The organism is Oceanobacillus sp. GQ8, from assembly GCF_059758495.1.
In genome coordinates this window covers 188,058-206,508 of record NZ_JCAXEV010000005.1, presented here as the reverse complement: position 1 = coordinate 206,508, position 18,451 = coordinate 188,058, and the positions used below count along the sequence as shown (strand labels likewise).

General features: G+C 40.1%; 13 protein-coding genes. All 13 read right to left on the bottom strand.

Features of this window, described 5'->3' with window-relative positions; genetic code table 11:
• Positions 1-135 precede the first annotated feature (135 nt).
• The 13 genes from rlmD to pcrB all read right to left on the bottom strand — a co-directional run bounded on the left by rlmD (position 136) and on the right by pcrB (position 18,143).
• Positions 136-1,521 carry a 23S rRNA (uracil(1939)-C(5))-methyltransferase RlmD gene (gene rlmD / locus AC6CHS_RS16245; RefSeq protein ID WP_498237705.1) on the bottom strand — a complete coding sequence of 462 codons (1,386 nt, stop codon included), beginning with the start codon at positions 1,519-1,521 and terminating at the stop codon, positions 136-138.
• 138 nt (positions 1,522-1,659) lie between these two features.
• The gene (locus AC6CHS_RS16240) at positions 1,660-2,559 is read right to left on the bottom strand and encodes a diacylglycerol kinase (protein WP_036577290.1); all 900 of its coding nucleotides are present in this window, start codon (positions 2,557-2,559) and stop codon (positions 1,660-1,662) included.
• 186 nt (positions 2,560-2,745) lie between these two features.
• A complete protein-coding gene (gene gatB, locus AC6CHS_RS16235; protein ID WP_498237703.1) occupies positions 2,746-4,176 on the bottom strand; it encodes an Asp-tRNA(Asn)/Glu-tRNA(Gln) amidotransferase subunit GatB in 1,431 nt (476 codons plus the stop codon).
• Entirely contained in the window at positions 4,176-5,642 is a 1,467-nt protein-coding gene (gene gatA / locus AC6CHS_RS16230; protein ID WP_498237701.1) for an Asp-tRNA(Asn)/Glu-tRNA(Gln) amidotransferase subunit GatA, read from the bottom strand. The genes gatB and gatA overlap by 1 nt, the downstream gene beginning before the upstream one ends.
• Before the next feature lie 12 nt (positions 5,643-5,654).
• Positions 5,655-5,945, bottom strand: a complete 291-nt coding sequence (gatC, locus tag AC6CHS_RS16225; RefSeq protein WP_036577287.1) for an Asp-tRNA(Asn)/Glu-tRNA(Gln) amidotransferase subunit GatC — start codon at positions 5,943-5,945, stop codon at positions 5,655-5,657.
• 463 nt (positions 5,946-6,408) lie between these two features.
• A complete protein-coding gene (putP, locus tag AC6CHS_RS16220; RefSeq protein ID WP_498237699.1) occupies positions 6,409-7,929 on the bottom strand; it encodes a sodium/proline symporter PutP in 1,521 nt (506 codons plus the stop codon).
• 641 nt (positions 7,930-8,570) lie between these two features.
• A complete protein-coding gene (locus AC6CHS_RS16215) occupies positions 8,571-8,708 on the bottom strand; it encodes a hypothetical protein (RefSeq protein ID WP_238020260.1) in 138 nt (45 codons plus the stop codon).
• Positions 8,709-8,731: 23 nt separating this feature from the next.
• On the bottom strand, positions 8,732-10,003 hold the full coding sequence (locus tag AC6CHS_RS16210) for a helix-turn-helix domain-containing protein (RefSeq protein ID WP_498237697.1): 1,272 nt from the start codon (positions 10,001-10,003) through the stop codon (positions 8,732-8,734).
• Between the two features lie 218 nt (positions 10,004-10,221).
• Entirely contained in the window at positions 10,222-11,769 is a 1,548-nt protein-coding gene (pruA, locus tag AC6CHS_RS16205) for an L-glutamate gamma-semialdehyde dehydrogenase (protein ID WP_106895853.1), read from the bottom strand.
• Positions 11,770-11,985: 216 nt separating this feature from the next.
• Positions 11,986-13,200 carry a CamS family sex pheromone protein gene (locus AC6CHS_RS16200; RefSeq protein WP_498237695.1) on the bottom strand — a complete coding sequence of 405 codons (1,215 nt, stop codon included), beginning with the start codon at positions 13,198-13,200 and terminating at the stop codon, positions 11,986-11,988.
• Positions 13,201-13,214: 14 nt separating this feature from the next.
• Positions 13,215-15,218, bottom strand: coding sequence for an NAD-dependent DNA ligase LigA (gene ligA, locus AC6CHS_RS16195; protein ID WP_498237693.1), 2,004 nt, complete (start codon positions 15,216-15,218; stop codon positions 13,215-13,217).
• Between the two features lie 11 nt (positions 15,219-15,229).
• Entirely contained in the window at positions 15,230-17,449 is a 2,220-nt protein-coding gene (gene pcrA / locus AC6CHS_RS16190; protein WP_498237691.1) for a DNA helicase PcrA, read from the bottom strand.
• Between the two features lie 16 nt (positions 17,450-17,465).
• Positions 17,466-18,143, bottom strand: coding sequence for a heptaprenylglyceryl phosphate synthase (gene pcrB / locus AC6CHS_RS16185; protein WP_498237940.1), 678 nt, complete (start codon positions 18,141-18,143; stop codon positions 17,466-17,468).
• Between the last annotated feature and the right edge of the window lie 308 nt (positions 18,144-18,451).

The following is an 18,451-nucleotide window of genomic DNA, read 5'->3' as shown; positions in this document are numbered from 1 at the left end:
GAAGAAAGAATAAAATCGAGATAAGACAGGCAGGACAAGGGATTGGACGAAAAAGACCCCGAATTCGCAAATGTTTATTTTTACGAAATCAGGGCCGGAATAGCAAATGTTTATTTTAATTGTCAGGTGTTTATTTTAGTTAGACAATTTTGTCTCCAGAACCGTCACACATTCCACATGATTTGTCTGCGGGAACATATCAACAGGCTGAACCTCTTTCGTTTCATAGCCACCGTCTTCTAAAATGCTTAAATCCCTAGCTAGAGTAGAAGGGTTACAAGAAACATACACAATACGCTTAGGTTCCATTTCAATCATGGCTTGTAGGAAGTCTACTTCACAACCTTTGCGTGGAGGGTCGACGACGATAACGTCTGGGCGTAGTCCTTGTGCTTTCCACCAAGGCATGACTTTTTCCGCTTCTCCAACAACAAATTCAGCATTGGTGATGCCATTTAGCTTCGCGTTCATTTTCGCGTCACTAATTGCCTCTGGCACTACTTCAACGCCGTACACTTTCTTGGCTTGCTGTGCGAGGAATAAGGAGATCGTTCCAATTCCACAATAGGCATCCACCACTATATCGTCTGTACCAATCTGTGCATATTCTAACGCTTTGTCATAGAGCACCTTTGTTTGAGGTGGGTTAACTTGATAGAACGATTTTGCTGAAATGGCGAACTTAATATCGCCGATCGTATCGTAAATGTATTCTTCTCCCCAAATAACCTTTGTCTTTCTCCCAAGGATCACATTCGTACGTTTATTGTTGACGTTATGAACGATGGATTTAACATGAGGGAACGTTTCCGTTAGCTCACGAATTAACTCCTCTTGATGTGGAAGTTTGTCGGTTCGAGTGATGAGTACGATCATCGTTTCATTGGTTTCTCTACCAGTTCGGACCATAATATGGCGCAGAACACCGCGGTCTGCTTTTTCATCATATGCTTTAATGCCTAACCGATTTGCTACTCTTCGTACGGCATGGACAGACCGATCATTTAGCTCGTCCTGGATGACACAAGTTTCCATTTCTGAAATAATGTCATGGCTACGTTTGCGATAAAATCCAGTAATTAATTCACCATCATGCTCGCCAACTGGCATTTGCACTTTGTTACGGTAGCGCCAAGGGTCTTCCATTCCGAGAGTTGGATGAACTGGCACGTGGTCAAGATGAGCTATTTTACGCATCACACTTTTTACTTGGTTTTGCTTCATTTGCAATTGCAGATCATAGCTCATATGCTGTAGCTGACAGCCACCACATTGATAATAAACATTACAAGGCGGCTCTACTCGCTGATCACTTGATTGTTTTACTACTAGTAACTTGCCGAATCCGAAGTTTTTATTTGCTTTTACAACCTTGACTGTTGCTACTTCACCTGGAAGGCCATATGGTACAAACAAGGGATAACCGTCCACCTTGCCTACACCATTACCTTCATGTGTAAGGTCCTCAAAGGTTAGGGTTATTGTTTCATTTTTCTTTACAGGTACTTCCTGTTTTCCCATTTCTATCTTCCTTTACGTTCATAGTATGTGGTTCTTATCTTATCATATCTTCTACTGGATTCACATTTTCATTATGTTACCAGTAGATGAACCAAATAAAAAGAAGACTACCCATTAAGTAATCTTCTCTCTACATAATCACTCAGTTGTAAAATCATCTGGCACGTAGAATTCAATATGCTGCTGCAGGTTGATGAACTCTCCTGGAAGTAATCCACCAAACTCTCCATCAATGTTAAGTTGCATTTTTTCTTCTGTGCTTACTTTAATATGCTTTGCTTTTGTATAAATAACATGCTTATCTTCTAGATGTGCTCCACGGAGTGCGAGTGTTGCAATCCGGATAAATTCTGCTAGGTTTGCTTTTTTTAATATAAGAAGGTCGAAATAACCGTCATCCATGCTAGCGACTGGAGCTAGCTTTTCAAAGCCACCAACGGAGTTTGTATTGGCTACAAGGAAGAGCATAATGTCTTCATCAATAACGGTGCCGTCATACTCAATTTTTACCCTTGTAGGCTTAAGGGATGGCAGCATTTCAATCCCCTTCATATAATATGCTAGTTGGCCGAGCATCGTTTTTAGTTTACTTGGTACTTCATATGTTAATTCTGTCAGCTTCCCGCCACCGGCAATGTTCATAAAGAAATAATCATTTACTTTTCCAATATCCAAGAACTTGGTTCTGCCGTTCACGATAATATCAGCTGCTTTTTTTATATCGCGAGGAATATTTAAGGCTCTAGCAAAGTCATTTGTCGTACCAACTGGTATGATACCCAGCTTAGGACGATGATCTTCTTCTGCTATACCATTGATCACTTCGTTAATTGTGCCATCCCCACCGGCTGCCACAACTAATTCATATCCCCTCTCAACAGCTGCTCTTGCTGCTTCAATCGCATCACCTTCACACGTTGTTGCATGTGCAGATGTTTCATAACCGGCCGTCTCCAGCTTCTCTAGGACATAAGGCAATTCTTTTTTGAAAGCCTCTCTTCCGGAAGTTGGATTGTAAATGATTCTCGCTTTCTTCATTTCTTTTCCCCCCATTGCTACATATGTGCAGGGCCATTGCTATATATAATGGTCACTATTTTTTGTTTTTAAGTCCAACCAATATCATAGACCTTTTCTCACGATTTGAAAAGGGGTCTTGATAAAAATTTGGACTACCATCAAGAAATGTAAAATGCTTGGTGGCAGTCCAGTAGTTGTTCGGATCTATTTTTTGTCTAGTTCTTCTTGCAAAATTTTATTTACCATTGGTGGGTTTGCCTGTCCTTTAGTTGCTTTCATAACCTGACCGACAAGGAATTTAACTGCTTTATCTTTCCCATTCTTGTAATCGATAATCGATTGTTCGTTATCTGCAAGGACACTAGAAATAATTTCACGCAATTGTCCTTCATCAGAAATTTGGACAAGCCCTTTATCTTTTACAACTTGCTCCGGATCTCCACCATTTTCAACTAATTCAGCAAACACTTTCTTCGCAATTTTAGATGAAATAGTGCCATCTTCGATTAAGTTAATCATTTTAGCTAATGCCTCTGGCGTTATAGCCAAATCGCCTAATTCCTTATAATGCTTATTCATATAGGCAGATACTTCGCCCATCAACCAGTTGGACACTTGCTTCATATCTGCGCCACTGTTAACCGCTTCTTCAAAGAAGTCAGCCATTTGCTTGGAACTAGTTAAGACAGAAGCATCGTATTCTGAGAGCCCCAGTTCCGTTATATAACGTGCTTTTCTCGCGTCTGGTAGCTCAGGGATTTCGTTACGGATGCGTTCTTTCCATGCTTCATTGATGTAAAGTGGTACTAAGTCTGGTTCCGGGAAGTAACGATAATCATCAGAACCTTCTTTTACACGCATAAGAATAGTCTCTTTTGTTTTTTCGTCATAGCGACGTGTTTCCTGCAGGATTTCTCCTCCAGTAAGAAGTTCCTTCTCCTGGCGTTTCTCTTCAAACTCTAAACCTTTTTGTACATAGCTGAAGGAGTTTAAGTTTTTCAATTCTGCTTTCGTTCCGAATTGCTCTTGCCCAATTGGACGTAACGAAATGTTGGCATCACAACGAAGAGAGCCTTCTTCCATTTTCACATCAGATACGCCTGTGTACTGGATAATGCTTTTAAGTTTCTCAAGATAGGCATATGCTTCTTCTGGTGAACGCATGTCCGGTTCCGATACGATCTCTACAAGCGGTGTTCCTTGACGGTTAAAGTCCACATAGGAATAGCCATCATCGCCGTGCGTTAGTTTTCCAGCATCTTCTTCTAAATGCAGACGAGTGATCCCGATACGTTTTTTCTTGCCGTTCACTTCAATTTCAATCCAGCCATTTTCGCCAATTGGCTTATCAAATTGAGAGATCTGATATGCTTTTGGATTATCTGGATAGAAGTAGTTTTTTCGGTCAAATTTCGTATCTGTAGCGATCTCACAATTTAGCGCCATTGCAGCCTTCATCGCGAAGTTTACTGCCTGTTCATTTAGAACCGGGAGAACACCAGGATACCCGAGGTCAATTGGGTTCACATTCGTATTTGGATTTGTTCCAAACTCATTTGTACTTGGGCTGAAAATTTTTGAATCTGTTTTTAGTTCAACGTGCACCTCTAAGCCAATTATTGTTTCAAAGTTCATTATTTGGCACCTCCCAGCTGAGGTCGCTTCGTATGATGATCTGTTGCTTTTTCAAATGCATGGGCAGCACGGAAGACCGTACTTTCATCGAAATGTTTCCCAATGATTTGCAGGCCAATCGGTAAGCCCTGTTCAGAGAAACCACATGGCACAGAGATACCCGGTACGCCAGCAAGGTTTACTGGGATGGTTAAGATATCATTCGCATACATTGTTAAAGGATCGTCCACTTTTTCGCCGACTTTAAATGCCGGTGTCGGGGTAGTTGGGCCAATAACAACATCGTAATCTTCAAAGATTTTATCAAAATCATTTTTAATTAACGTACGTACTTTTTGAGCCTTTTTATAATACGCATCATAATAACCTGAGCTAAGTGCAAACGTACCGAGCATGATACGGCGTTTTACTTCATCGCCAAACCCTTCACTACGGGATTTTTTGAACATATCAATCATATTGTCCGCATTCTCTGAACGTACACCATAACGAACACCGTCAAAGCGAGCAAGGTTAGCAGAAGCTTCAGAAGATGAAATGAGATAGTAGGTAGCTACGGCATACTTCGAATGTGGCAAGGACACCTTTTCCCATGTAGCTCCTAAGTTTTCATATACTTTAAGTGCTTCCATGACAGAATCGCGTACTTCAGGTGTTACACCTTCACTTAGATATTCTTCTGGAACCGCAATTTTTAAGCCTTTCACGTCATTGGTAAGTGCCTCTGTATATGCTGGCACTTCAACATTCGCACTGGTAGAATCCATTGGATCATGACCAGCAATAACTTCTAGCACGCGTGCACTGTCTTCTACTGTACGTGTGATCGGTCCAATTTGATCAAGAGAAGAAGCAAATGCAACCAATCCAAAACGAGATACACGGCCATAAGTTGGTTTTAACCCAACCACTCCACAGAATGCTGCAGGTTGTCGAATAGAACCACCAGTATCAGAACCAAGTGAAAATAACACTTCTCCTGCTGCTACCGCTGCGGCTGATCCACCACTAGAACCACCTGGTACGTAATCCGTGTTCCAAGGATTTCGTGTAGGGTCGTAGCTGGAATTCTCATTGGATGAACCCATCGCAAACTCATCCATATTGAGTTTTCCAATTGTAATAGTCTTTTCTTTATTTAGCTTTTCAACGACAGTTGCGTTGTATAAAGGGTCGTCAAAATTGTCGAGGAATTGGCTTGCACAAGTAGTGCGTAATGCCTTTGTTACGATATTGTCCTTAATTCCGCTCGGCATACCGAATAGAGCTGCAGACTTGTCCTCTGCTTCATCTAGTTCTTTCGCCTGTTTGCGAGCCGCCTCTTCATTTAATGTTAAAAAGGCATGTACTTCACTATCTACCTCATTAATTCGTTTATACGACGTATCAACAAGCTCTTCAATGGTTATTTCCTTATTATGTAGCTTTTGTTCTAACTCTTTTATAGTGTAATCAAATAATGACATGTATTTCCCTCCCTACTCCAAGATTGATGGTACACGGTAATGGCCATCTTTTTTATCAGGAGCGTTCTTCAATGCTTCTTCCTGTGTAATCCATTCCTTTGGCTCATCCTTACGTAATACATTTTTCAAGTCCAGTACGTGCGTCGTTGGTTCTACCCCGTCTGTATCCAATTCATTTAATTGTTCTGCATACGTGATAATAGAGCTTAACTGTTCAGTAAACTTGTCCACTTCTTCATCTGTTACGGCAAGCCTTGCCAAATGCGCAACATGTTTTACTTGATCCTTAGAGATATCTGCCATGAACTAGCCCTCCCTCTTCCTATTTATAATGTTATTCATTATTTACATCTTCGTGTAAAACCTGTAAGTACATACCTGTCTTAATTCTAAGTATAACACTATTGATAATAGCAGAACCAACCACCCATAATCAAATATTGACACCAAAAGCGCAGAGTACCGTTAAAAAACGTAGCGGCTGGAGTGAATCAACTGAGATAAAGGAATCACGGTGAGGAACGAACCGATGATGACTTATCGTAGGGCGATTCGCGAAGCAGCCTAGTTTTTGGTGCTCGGAGCTAGATGACACCAAAAGCGCAGAGCACCTACAAGGGAACGCCGACTAAAAGCGATCCATCCTAGGTCAACGTCGGCATGACCCGGATCCTCCGGGCCCACGTAGCGGCTGGAGTGAATTAACTTTTAATCAATTTTAAAAGGGCCATCTCTTCATTATAGAAAAGAGACGGCCCTTTTAAACTTATTCCTTCATTAATGTAGCTGTTTTATCAAATTCCTCAACAACTTCTGGTTTGTTGGAACCAAATAAGCTGACTATGAAAGTTACGATTACGTTTAAGATAAACCCTGGCACGATTTCGTATAGATCGAATAATCCTCCTGAGAGAAACTCTCCCCATACAATAACCGTTATGGCTCCTACTAAAATACCAGCAAGCGCACCATTTCGCGTAATTCCCTTCCACAATAAGGATAAGAGAATAATCGGTCCAAAGGCTGCTCCAAAACCTGCCCAAGCATAACTTACAAGTTCTAGCACAGAACTTTCCGGGTTCATGGCAATGAGTGCAGCAATCAGCGCGATGATTATAGTTGCAACTCTACCAATCCATACAAGTTCTTTTCCACTTGCTTTCTTTCGGAAGATAGCCTTGTAAAAGTCTTCTGCCACAGCAGATGATGAAACAAGCAACTGAGAGTCAATTGTACTCATAATCGCTGATAGTATTGCCGCAAGGAGGACACCAGCCACTACAGGATGGAAAAGAATTTGTGAAAAGGCGATGAAGATTTTTTCCGGATCTGCAAGCACCTGTAATCCATTTTCTGTTGTGACTTGAATCCCCAAGTTGCTTAGCACCGATACGTCTTGTGTACTAATAAATGCAAGTCCGACAAAACCAGTGAAGATCGAACCATATAACCCAAGAATCATCCATGTTGTTCCAATAAACTTTGCTTTTGGAACGTCTTTTGGTGAGCGTAATGCCATAAAACGAACAATAATATGCGGTTGACCAAAATATCCTAACCCCCATGCTAGTGAGGAAATTATCGCCATTATGCCGACACCTTGAACCATGTTCAGATGACTTGGATCAATTTCTCCCACAGCTTGAACTGCATCTGACCAACCACCCATTTGATTCAGTGCTACGATAGGCACGACGATAAGTGCTAAGAACATGAGGATCCCTTGGAAGAAATCCGTCCATGCTACTGCTAGAAAACCTCCAAGCAACGTATAGGAAACTACCACAATTGTCCCTATCCAAAGTGCAGAATCATAGCTAAGACCAAAGGAGGCCTCAAATAGTTTCGCACCTGCCACCATACCTGAAGATGTATAGAATGTGAAAAATAGTAGTATTACCAATGCGGAGATAACACGAAGAATATGTGACTTATCTTTAAAACGATTTTCTAAAAAGTCCGGTATTGTAATAGAGTTATTTGCTACCTCTGTATAAATGCGTAAACGTTTGGCGACAAATTGCCAGTTTAAATACGCTCCGACAGCAAGTCCGATTGCCATCCATGCCTCTGACATTCCAGATGCATAAATTGCTCCTGGTAAACCAAGTAACAACCAACCACTCATATCTGAAGCACCTGCACTTAAGGCAGCGACCCCAGGTCCAAGATTACGACCGCCCAATACATAATCCGATAGATTATTTGTCATGCGGTACATGATTAGTCCAATTACAAGCATTCCTAGTAGATATACGATAAATGTTATTAGTGTTGTTAGACCCACGTTTTACTTTCCCCTCTCTGTAAACATTGTGATAACGGATGCCAAAAGTACAACTGGCATTGGCACAAACAACCAAAACCATGTTGCACCAGTTATTGCGTATTCCATGTATTGCTCCCCTTTCGTTTCCGTACTTCATTCATCTGTCTATCGATGAAACAAAACACAAAGACTATGGTTTCATATATTTTTGTCAATTTCAAGCGGACCAGTACTTCGTTTCAACTTATCCATACACTTTCATTAAGAACCAAACATCGTATACATTCATATAATCGTTTTAATCTTTATTTACTAAGGTTTGAACGAATTAATAAAGGTTTAGTTAGTTATTTAGGCTTTACCGACTGTATTCTTTAGTATGCGCGCTATTTATTACAACAAAATTTTTTTAGTTTTTTTGTAATAAACAGGAATTCAACAGGTAAATTTCGTTAATTTTATAGATTTTTAACTTTTGAGACGTTGTTGTTAGGTTGGCATTTTTGCTTGGAAAATTGCATCTGACTTTAAGATCCCATCAGGAAATAATGAACAAAAAAAGCCCAGCATAGTTTCCACACTATCCCGGGCAAATCTATCATATTTGTAATAGGGTATAAAATTACTGACTAATTCTTGTAAAGAATTATCACATTAGCTTAAAAAAAACTTGATTGTTGAATTGAAAGTACACTTGGCTCTCTTTCCCCACCAGTAGCTGTATCAACTTGCTGCGTGAACATATAGCCAGAGAAAAGGACAGCACCAATTAAAATTCCAGAAATTAATTTCTTCATAATTATATCCTCCTTTCTTGTCTTTATATATTAGTAATTTGCTTGTAGGCAAAATTAGCCACTTGATAATATTTTGAAGCTTTTTTATACTTACCAAACTTCTCATAATGATTAGCGAGTAATTCGGAATATACACTCAGCGTAGCAAAATCCTTTTGCTTATTTAAATACGGGATGAATTCTTGAATTACAAACTTCTCAAATTTTTCAAATTCATCATTTAGCAAATAGTTGTATGTGTTAATCACATAATAATAATGCTTGCTATAAGGCTCCCTATCACTATCTTGTCTAATTAACTCTCGCCCTTGCTCCACAAATTTCCAAGCGTTTGAATAATCTTGAATATTATAATACTCTCTCACCAAAGCAGCTACTGAGTTTAAATTATCAATCGTTTGTGCTGTATCATCCTGAATTACCTCTTGAAAATGTTTGATAGATTCTTTTGGATCACCTTTTGTTGAGTAAAGATGACCTAAGTTCTGATGTGTTAGTAATATAATTTGATTTTTATTACTTAGTTGACCTAAATGAAGCGCTAAATTTAAATTCTTTATGGCTTTGTCATACATTCGAATTCTCCTATAGGAGATTCCTAAAATGATGTGACATTGAGCACAACGGATAAAATTGTATTGCTTCATAAATACTTCTAAAGCTCGATTAGAATAATCAATAGCTTCTAATGTATTTCTTAGCTTACTATGCGTTACACCAATAGTATATTGAAGATCTGCTATCTCATGTTCTTCCAATTCTATTTTGTTTAATTTTTCTTCTGCTAGCTTGTAAAAATAAATTGCTGTACTAAAGTCAGTCAATACGGAACAATAGTTCCCTCTAAACTTATACCAATAAAACAAATGCAAGTTATCAAATGTCCCTGAGATTTCATTTAGTTCGTTAATCTTGATTAATGCTTCGTCAAAATCTCCTAGAATTAGATAGTATCTAATCTTGTGGATTTCAAATAGAAGTAGGCTTTCGGTAAGGTTGGTATCCATTAAATTCTGTATCTCGTTGTATGTAGCGATGATATCCTTCTTATCATTCACTTCAAAAAGCATGCTGTACCATTTCTTACATTTTTCCTGGATCGTGGCATCGAGTGAGTTATCAATTTGAATACCCAGGCGTGTACAGAGCATTTGAATGATTTCAGGACTTGCCTCTGTTTTTAAGTTTTCAATTTTTGATAAATAGGATAATGATACGATACCTTTAGCCAAATCTCCCTGTGTCATCTCTTGTTTTGTCCGTTGCAGCTTGATAAAGGATCCTATTTCTATCAATTCACCCCACCCTATCCTCTACTAATATTTAATGCCTTCTGTAGTCTTATTATAACATAATTTCAGATAATTCATATTGGGAAAATATATAGGCGTTTATAGCGATTATCGACCTAAAAACTTTCCTATTTTCCTGAGAGAGGAAAATTAACCCCCTTTCTGAGCATTTTTTTGCTAGAAAGGGGGCTAATCGAGTTCATGTGACTATTTTCTTATCATTAAAACATTTCGGATGTGGTTTTTCCTTGCATGTGGTGAATTAGGTAATCAGGCCCACCTGCTTTGGAATCTGTACCGGACATGTTAAAGCCACCAAATGGCTGATAGCCAACAATTGCTGCCGTACATCCACGGTTAAAGTAAAGGTTTCCTACATGGAAATCCTGACGAGCTTGTTCTTGGTGCTCACGGTTATTTGTGATGACAGCCCCTGTTAGGCCATAATCCGTGTTGTTAGCAATTTCGATTGCTTCATCAAAATCTTTTGCTTTCGTTAAGCCAACTACAGGTCCAAAGATTTCTTCCTGCATGATACGTGCATCCGGTTTAAGATCTGCGAATACAGTAGGGTTCACAAACCATCCCTTGCTATCATCGCCAGTTCCCCCGACAAGTAGCTCGCCTTCTTTTTTACCAATTTCGATGTAATCTAGGATCTTATCATATGCTCCCTGATCGATAACTGGCCCCATAAAGTGAGAGTTATCATATGGATCTCCAGCAGAAAGTTCTTTAGTTAGAGAAGCTACACGATCTTTCACCTCATCGTAAACATCTTGATGAATAACGGCACGAGAACATGCAGAACATTTTTGACCAGAGAAGCCAAATGCTGATTGCACGATAGATTGTGCTGCAAGCTCAAGATCTGCCTCTTTATCTACTACAATCGTATCTTTTCCACCCATTTCGATAATGGTACGTTTTAGCCATTTTTGGCCATCTTGTACTTTGGCAGCACGTTCAAAAATACGGGTCCCAACATCACGTGAGCCCGTGAAGCTGACAAAACGTGTACGTGGGTGATCAACAAGATAGTCACCGACTTCACTTCCTGGACCAGGAATAAAGTTAATGACACCAGCTGGCAAGCCAGCTTCTTCTAATACTTCCATTAATTTATAAGCGATTACTGGTGTAGCACTTGCTGGTTTTAATAATACCGTGTTTCCAGTTACCATTGCTGCAACAGTTGTTCCTGCCATGATAGCGAATAGGAAGTTCCACGGGGAAATTACGACACCTACACCAAGTGGAATATAATTATATTGGTTAAATTCTATAGGACGGCTATTAATTTTCACGCCATCTTTTAATTCTAGCATTTGACGGCCATAATATTCCATGAAGTCAATAGCTTCTGCAGTATCAGCGTCAGCTTCTTTCCATGGCTTTCCGCCTTCTTTTACTAGATGTGCAGTAAATTCATGCTTACGGCGACGAACTATAGCCGCTGCACGGAAAAGAATATCTGCACGGAATTTAGGATCAGATTTTCTCCATGTTTCAAATGTTTTATCAGCAGTTTGCATTGCTTTTTCAGCAAGCTCTTTATTTGCTTTGGACACATATCCAATTACTTCTTCTCTGTTGGCTGGATTAACAGATACAATCTTGTCATCTGTTGTAATACGCTCTCCGCCAATTACTAGTGGATATTCTTTACCTAGATCGGCTTCCACCTTTTTTAAAGCCTCAAGCATCTGCTGTCTGTTTTCTTCTACGGTGAAATCTGTAAAAGGTTCATGTTTGTAAGGTACTACCATATTAAAACCTCCTAAAAATTATCCTATTCTCCTTATTGATTGCGTTTTCAAAGGAAAAGCTTAAAGCGTCCGTTTAGACGTAACTGTCGTCGCTCGGAGCTAGACACTCTAAAGATTAAAATTATTATCTATTAAAAAACATAAAAAATAAGGAGTGGCGCATGTCCACCCCTTATTTTACCCCATTTATTGTCAGACTTCAACGAATCTTTTTTCTTAATGGAAAATACGAACGGTTGGTGTATCGGATCCAGCCTCACGAAAGATTGTACTTTCTACTTTATCGCTTGAGGTGATCATCAACTCGAGATCATAATAATCCTCAAACATATCCTGCACAAGTCCATACGCATATTGGCTAAACCCTATTACCTCGGCTTTTCCGTAAAACTCAATAGGAATCTCAATTGTCAACTTCTTTAATTCATCATTTATATAGAAGCCTTCTCCTATAATACCTACATAGTTAGGAAAGTAATTTGCAATCTCATTACCAAAGCTGGTTACTAATTCATGATCATCAAAGTATTCTTTCTTACCTTCATCTGATGGGAATAAAATATGTTGCTCATTTATGTTATCCCAATCGCTCAATGATGTTTCTCCACCGGCTACATTCATTTTTGCTACATAATTCCCTGGAATTGGGGAGCTACGTTCCTGCTCTCTATATACTGCAATCATGATCGGAACATTTTCAAGCCCTTCCATATTGCGAATACGTTTTACCACTTTCTCTGCAATGACTGTGGCCTGTTCCATCATCTCACTTTGAGAGATATCTAGATAGCTATAAGGTCCATCTTTTTTAGTCTGGAAACGGTAAACTGATTTCATTGCAAGACCAATTGAAATTCCTTCTAGCTTAACTGTGTTATCTTCATTCTTTGATAAAAAGTTATGTTCTAGAATATGGGAAAGATATTTTGGATTAGCTTCCTGCTCCTCTTGATTGTATTCATCTTCAATTGGTGGGTTTAAACCTAATTGGAATTCACGGCGAATATTCTCCTCATTTACCGTCATTTCATTTTCCTTTAGATAGTCTATTCTATCTGCTACAGCCTCTTCTAATTGACTTTCGGTCAATTCCCGGCCTAACCAATCATAAACTGTATCTTCATCTAAATACTGTCCTTCTTGGAAGAAGTACTTGTTCGGATCATACACTTCTTTGGAGTGCCTCCGCAATCCTTCTTCCATTTCATCAATATCCATACGGTTTGCTACCTGGTTTACAATAACACCCCTTGCCTTGCTAGGCTCATATGGAAGTATCATTTTATAGTTTTCATCTGAAAGCTGGTAGCTCGGTACAATCGATGTTTCTTGTTGCGTATCCTCTTCTTGCACGACTTCTTCATTGGTATCCGGTGAACATGCCGTAATAAGTAGAAGTGCGCCCAGCAGACATATGGTCCATTTTTTCATTTCCTTACACTCCCCTATTTCTCAAGAGCAGTCTCTAATTCCTGCTCATCCCATATCGTGATGCCAAGCTTCTGTGCTTTGTCATACTTCGACCCAGCATCTTCACCGGCGATCAGAATATCTGTTTTTTTACTAACACTTCCTGTTACAGATCCGCCTTTTGCCTCAATCCGTTCTTTTGCTTCCGTCCGAGTGAATTTTTCCATTTTCCCAGTAAGAACGATCGTTTTTCCTGCAAATATCGAATCTTCATCTGCCTCTGGACGTTTCGGCCCGTTATACTCCATATTAACACCAAGCTCTCGAAGCTCGTCGAGTAGATTAATTACCTTTTCCTCTTGGAAATATTGAACGATCGAATCAGCCATTTTATCGCCGATTTCGTCTACAGCGATCAAATCTTCATAGGTTGCTTGTTGAATATTCTTCATTGTTTCAAATTCTGTAGCAAGCGTTTTGGCTGCTTTAGAACCAACAAATCGTATCCCAAGACCAAATAATAGCTTTTCAAGTGAATTACCCTTTGACACCTCAATTGCCTGAAGCAAATTGTCAACAGACTTCTCGCCCATTCGTTCGAGTTCAAGTAATGCTTCACGTTTTAAGCGGTAGATATCCGCAATGGTTTTTACTAAGTTTTCTTGGAAAAGCTGGATGATCACCTTTTCTCCAAGTCCATCAATGTTCATCGCATTGCGGGAGACAAAATGAATGAGCCCTTCCTTCAGTTGAGCAGGGCAATTGGGGTTAATGCAGCGCAAGGCCACTTCCTCTTCCAGTCGCACTAACTCACTTCCGCATGCTGGACATTCTGTTGGCATGTGAAATTCTTCTTCATCACCTGTACGTTTTTCAGTAAGTACACGTACTACTTTCGGAATAATATCGCCAGCTTTCTTAATGACCACCGTATCTCCTATACGGATATCCTGTTCACGGATCAGGTCTTCGTTATGCAAGGAAGCTCTTTTTACTGTGGTACCAGCTACTTTTACAGCTTCTAGGATGGCAGTAGGTGTTACTACACCTGTTCGTCCTACACTCAATTCTATGTCTGTTAATCTCGTTACAGCTTCTTCTGCCGGGAATTTATATGCAATAGCCCATCGAGGGCTTTTTGCTGTATAACCAAGCTCTTCTTGCTGATCAAGATTATCAACCTTCACGACAATCCCGTCTATTTCATAGCTTAAATTGGGACGCTCGTTTGTCCAGTATTCAACATACTCGAGCACTTCCTCGATGGTTTCGCATTTTCTCCATTCTGGATTTGTTTTAAAACCAAGCTTGCTTAACGCTTTGAGTCTATCACTATGACTTGTCAGGTTACTGTTATTCCACTCCCCTACACCATACAAAAAGATATCAAGGTTACGCTTAGCAGCAATTTTTGGATCTAATTGTCTTAGTGACCCTGCTGCCGCATTGCGTGGATTGGCGAATGGCTCTTCCTCATTCTCTTCCCTTGCTTCATTTAAAGCTAGGAATGAATTATGGGGCATATAGGCTTCTCCACGAACTTCCAGGTTTTCTTTTTCCTTTATCGTTAAAGGAATGCTCCGGATCGTTCTTAAATTGCTTGTGATATTTTCACCTATTGACCCATCTCCGCGCGTAGAGCCAAGGATGAACTTTCCATTCTCATAAGTAAGGGAAATGGCGAGCCCATCAATTTTAAGTTCACAGACAAAGCTGACAGGTTCATCTGTTCCCTGTGCTGCTCTCTTAGCAAAGTCTCGCAAATCCTGTTCGTTAAATGCATTTCCGAGGCTAAGCATCGGTACTTTATGCTCTACCTTTTGAAAAGCTTCCAGTGGTTCTCCGCCTATCCTTTGAGTAGGCGAATCCTGGGTAACAAGTTCAGGAAATTCTTCTTCTAATTTGCGCAATTCCTGGAGCTTTTGATCATACTCCACATCTGGAACACTCGGTTTATCTAACACATAATACTCATAACCATATTGATTTAATACTTCTCGTAATGCTTCAATTTCTTTCTGTGCTTGCTGTTGATCCATCCAAGCACCTCCTATTGTTTCGTAATTGGGGCAAATTTAGCTAGAACTCGCTTAATTCCAGTTGGTGCAGGAAAGGCAATATCCAGTTCCATTGCTTCCCCTTCACCCTGCACTTTAACGACAGTTCCAGTCCCCCATTTTTTGTGATTTGCTTTGTCTCCTGGTCCCCATGTTTCACTTTCGGCACCCGTTGTCTTTTGCATGCGCTCTGCTTTCCGTTTTAATGGTGCAGGTTTATCTTTTGGTTGGCCGAGAGGGCTACCAAACATAGACGACTTCGCTTGTTCAATGCCTTCAATTAATTCTTCAGGGATTTCACTAATAAAACGGCTAATCGGGTTCATGTTTGTACGACCATACAAGGTACGCATTTTTGCATGTGTCAAATAAAGTTGCTGTTCCGCCCTCGTAATTCCTACATAGGCGAGTCTGCGCTCTTCTTCCATTTCATCGTTATCAAACATGGAACGACTATGTGGGAAGACATTTTCCTCCATCCCAATCAAGAAGACGACAGGGAACTCTAATCCTTTAGCCGCATGCAAGGTCATTAAAGTTATCTTTTCCTCATTATCCGGGTCTTCTTCATCAACACGATCAATATCTGCAATTAGAGCAAGATCTGTAAGAAACGCGACCAATGTTTTATCTTCTGCGGTTGCTTCAAAATCTTTTGTTACTGTCATAAATTCTTCTAAGTTTTCCAGACGGCTTTGTGACTCAATGGTACGCTCGTTTTTCAGCATTTCTTCATAGCCTGTCCGTTCGAGGACCGCTTCAACCATATCTGTAGCAGTTAGAAATTCCTGTTGCTGGGAAAGCGATTGGATGAGCTGGCCAAACTGCGCTAAAGCATTGGCTGCCTTCTTGGAAACACCTGTGAAATCTACCTCTTTTACCGCTTCGTTAAAGGAGATATCATGCGCAGCAGCGTGCTCACGCAAACGGTCGATAGATGTTTTTCCAATACCCCGCTTCGGTACATTTACTACCCGCTCAAAGCTCAAATCATCATCAGGATTTGTAATAAGGCGCAGATAGGCTACCATATCTTTAATTTCTTTTCGCTCATAGAACTTTGTACCTCCAACCATTTGGTAAGAGATATTTGATTTCATTAACGTATCCTCGACCGCACGGGACTGCGCATTGGTACGATATAAGATTGCCACATCCCCCGGCGAGAAACCTTCGCGGCGGGTCAGCTCTTGAATTTTATCTGTAATAAATAGCGCTTCTTCCTGCTCTGTTGCCCCTTGGAAGTAGTGAATGTTTTTCCCGTCCGGATTTTCCGTCCAAAGATTCTTCGGTTTTCGTCCAGAGTTGTTTTCAATCACTTTATTAGCAGCAGATAAAATTGACTTAGTCGAACGGTAATTTTGCTCTAGAAAAACGGTCCGTGATGTTGGATAGTCTTTTTCAAAGGATAAAATGTTCGAAATATCTGCACCACGCCAGCGATAAATTGACTGATCGGAATCCCCCACTACACAAAGGTTTTGGAACCGACTCGCAAGTTGCTTAACGAGAAAATACTGGGCATGGTTTGTATCCTGGTACTCATCAACATGAATGTATTGAAATCTGCGCTGGTAATATTCCAAGACTTCTGGAACACGTTTGAATAAATGAATCGTCTGCATGATCAAGTCATCAAAATCAAGAGATTGATTCTTTTTCAGTATCTTTTCATATGATTCATAAATTTGTCCGACTTGTCGATCAAAGAAATTACCGACATTCTTATTGTATTCAGCTGCTGTTATTAGTTCGTTCTTCGCTGCACTAATTTGCCCTAGCATCGCTCGGGGATCAAATTTCTTTGGATCGATGTTCAGGTTTTTTAGAATCTGTTTTATTACAGATAGCTGATCCCCACTGTCCAAAATACTAAAATTACGGTTATAGCCAATCCGATCGATGTCTCTGCGGAGTATGCGGACACACATGGAGTGGAATGTGGATACCCACATATACTCACTTTCCGGGCCAACTAGTTTGCGGACACGATCCTTCATCTCTCTTGCAGCTTTGTTCGTAAAGGTAATCGCAAGCACATTGCGAGCTGCTACTTCTTTCTCACCAAGTAGGTAAGCAATTCGATGTGTAAGCACGCGTGTTTTACCACTTCCCGCCCCTGCCATGATTAACAAAGGGCCTTCTGTATGTTTCACTGCCTCTTGTTGTTCTTTATTTAATCCTTTTAATAAGTCATCCATTGTCTGACTCATACTTCCACCGCCTAACTCAATTATCTTTTATCGCTTTTACTGTTTTTATTGCTTTTTTAATGTCTGTATATATAATATTGCCGACAATAATCACATCAGCATTCTCTTTCATGTCTCGCGCCTGTTGCACCGTCTCAATTCCTCCACCGTAAAAAAGCTTTGTTTCATCAAGCTGTTGCTTCACTTTTTTCACAAGCTCGGGGTCACCATATTTGCCGCTGTACTCCATATAAAAAACCGGTAAGTGGAAGACTTTTTCCGCCATATATGCATATGCAATGACATCTTCTTCATCCGGCAAGTAACTGTTTGTATGGGTAAAAGCCTTGGCTTCCTCATTCAAAATGCAATATCCTTCAAACAAAACCTCACTATATTCCATCATGTCGACAAACTCTTTAATCGCCTGATGTTGGATATCCATCATCCACTTCTTCTCTTTTGAATTCAGAACCATAGGGATATAGTAATAATCAAATCCTGGGGTGATCGCGTCCATTGAGGATATTTCTAAAATACATGGGACAGTATATCTGCGGACACGGGCAAGCAAATCAAGTACCCCGTCCAATGTGATGTCATCTGTACCGCCAACAATCACAGCGTCCGTTCCTGATTCACAAATCATTTCTAAATGTTCATCTGAAATTTCCTTGGCAGGGTCGAGTTTAAATATATGCTTCCATTCGTTCATTGTAGTATACAAATTGTTAATCCTCCATTAACTTAATCCATTACTTTATTATACCAAAAAAACCTAGCGGAATTTAGGGATAAGGGTGAAATTTTTTAGAAGGTGTCGTGGGTGGTGATGGAGCTGGGTTTTTGTTGGGTGGCGTGTCTGTTTTGGTGTCGATTCACTTGAGGGCGCTCTCGATTCACTTTGCGTCACTCTCGATTCACTTTGCGGTATTTTCGATTCACTTTGGGGTGCTGTCGTTTCACTTTGAGGTATTCTCGATTAACTTTGGAGTGCTGTCGTTTCACTTCACCGCCCTTTCG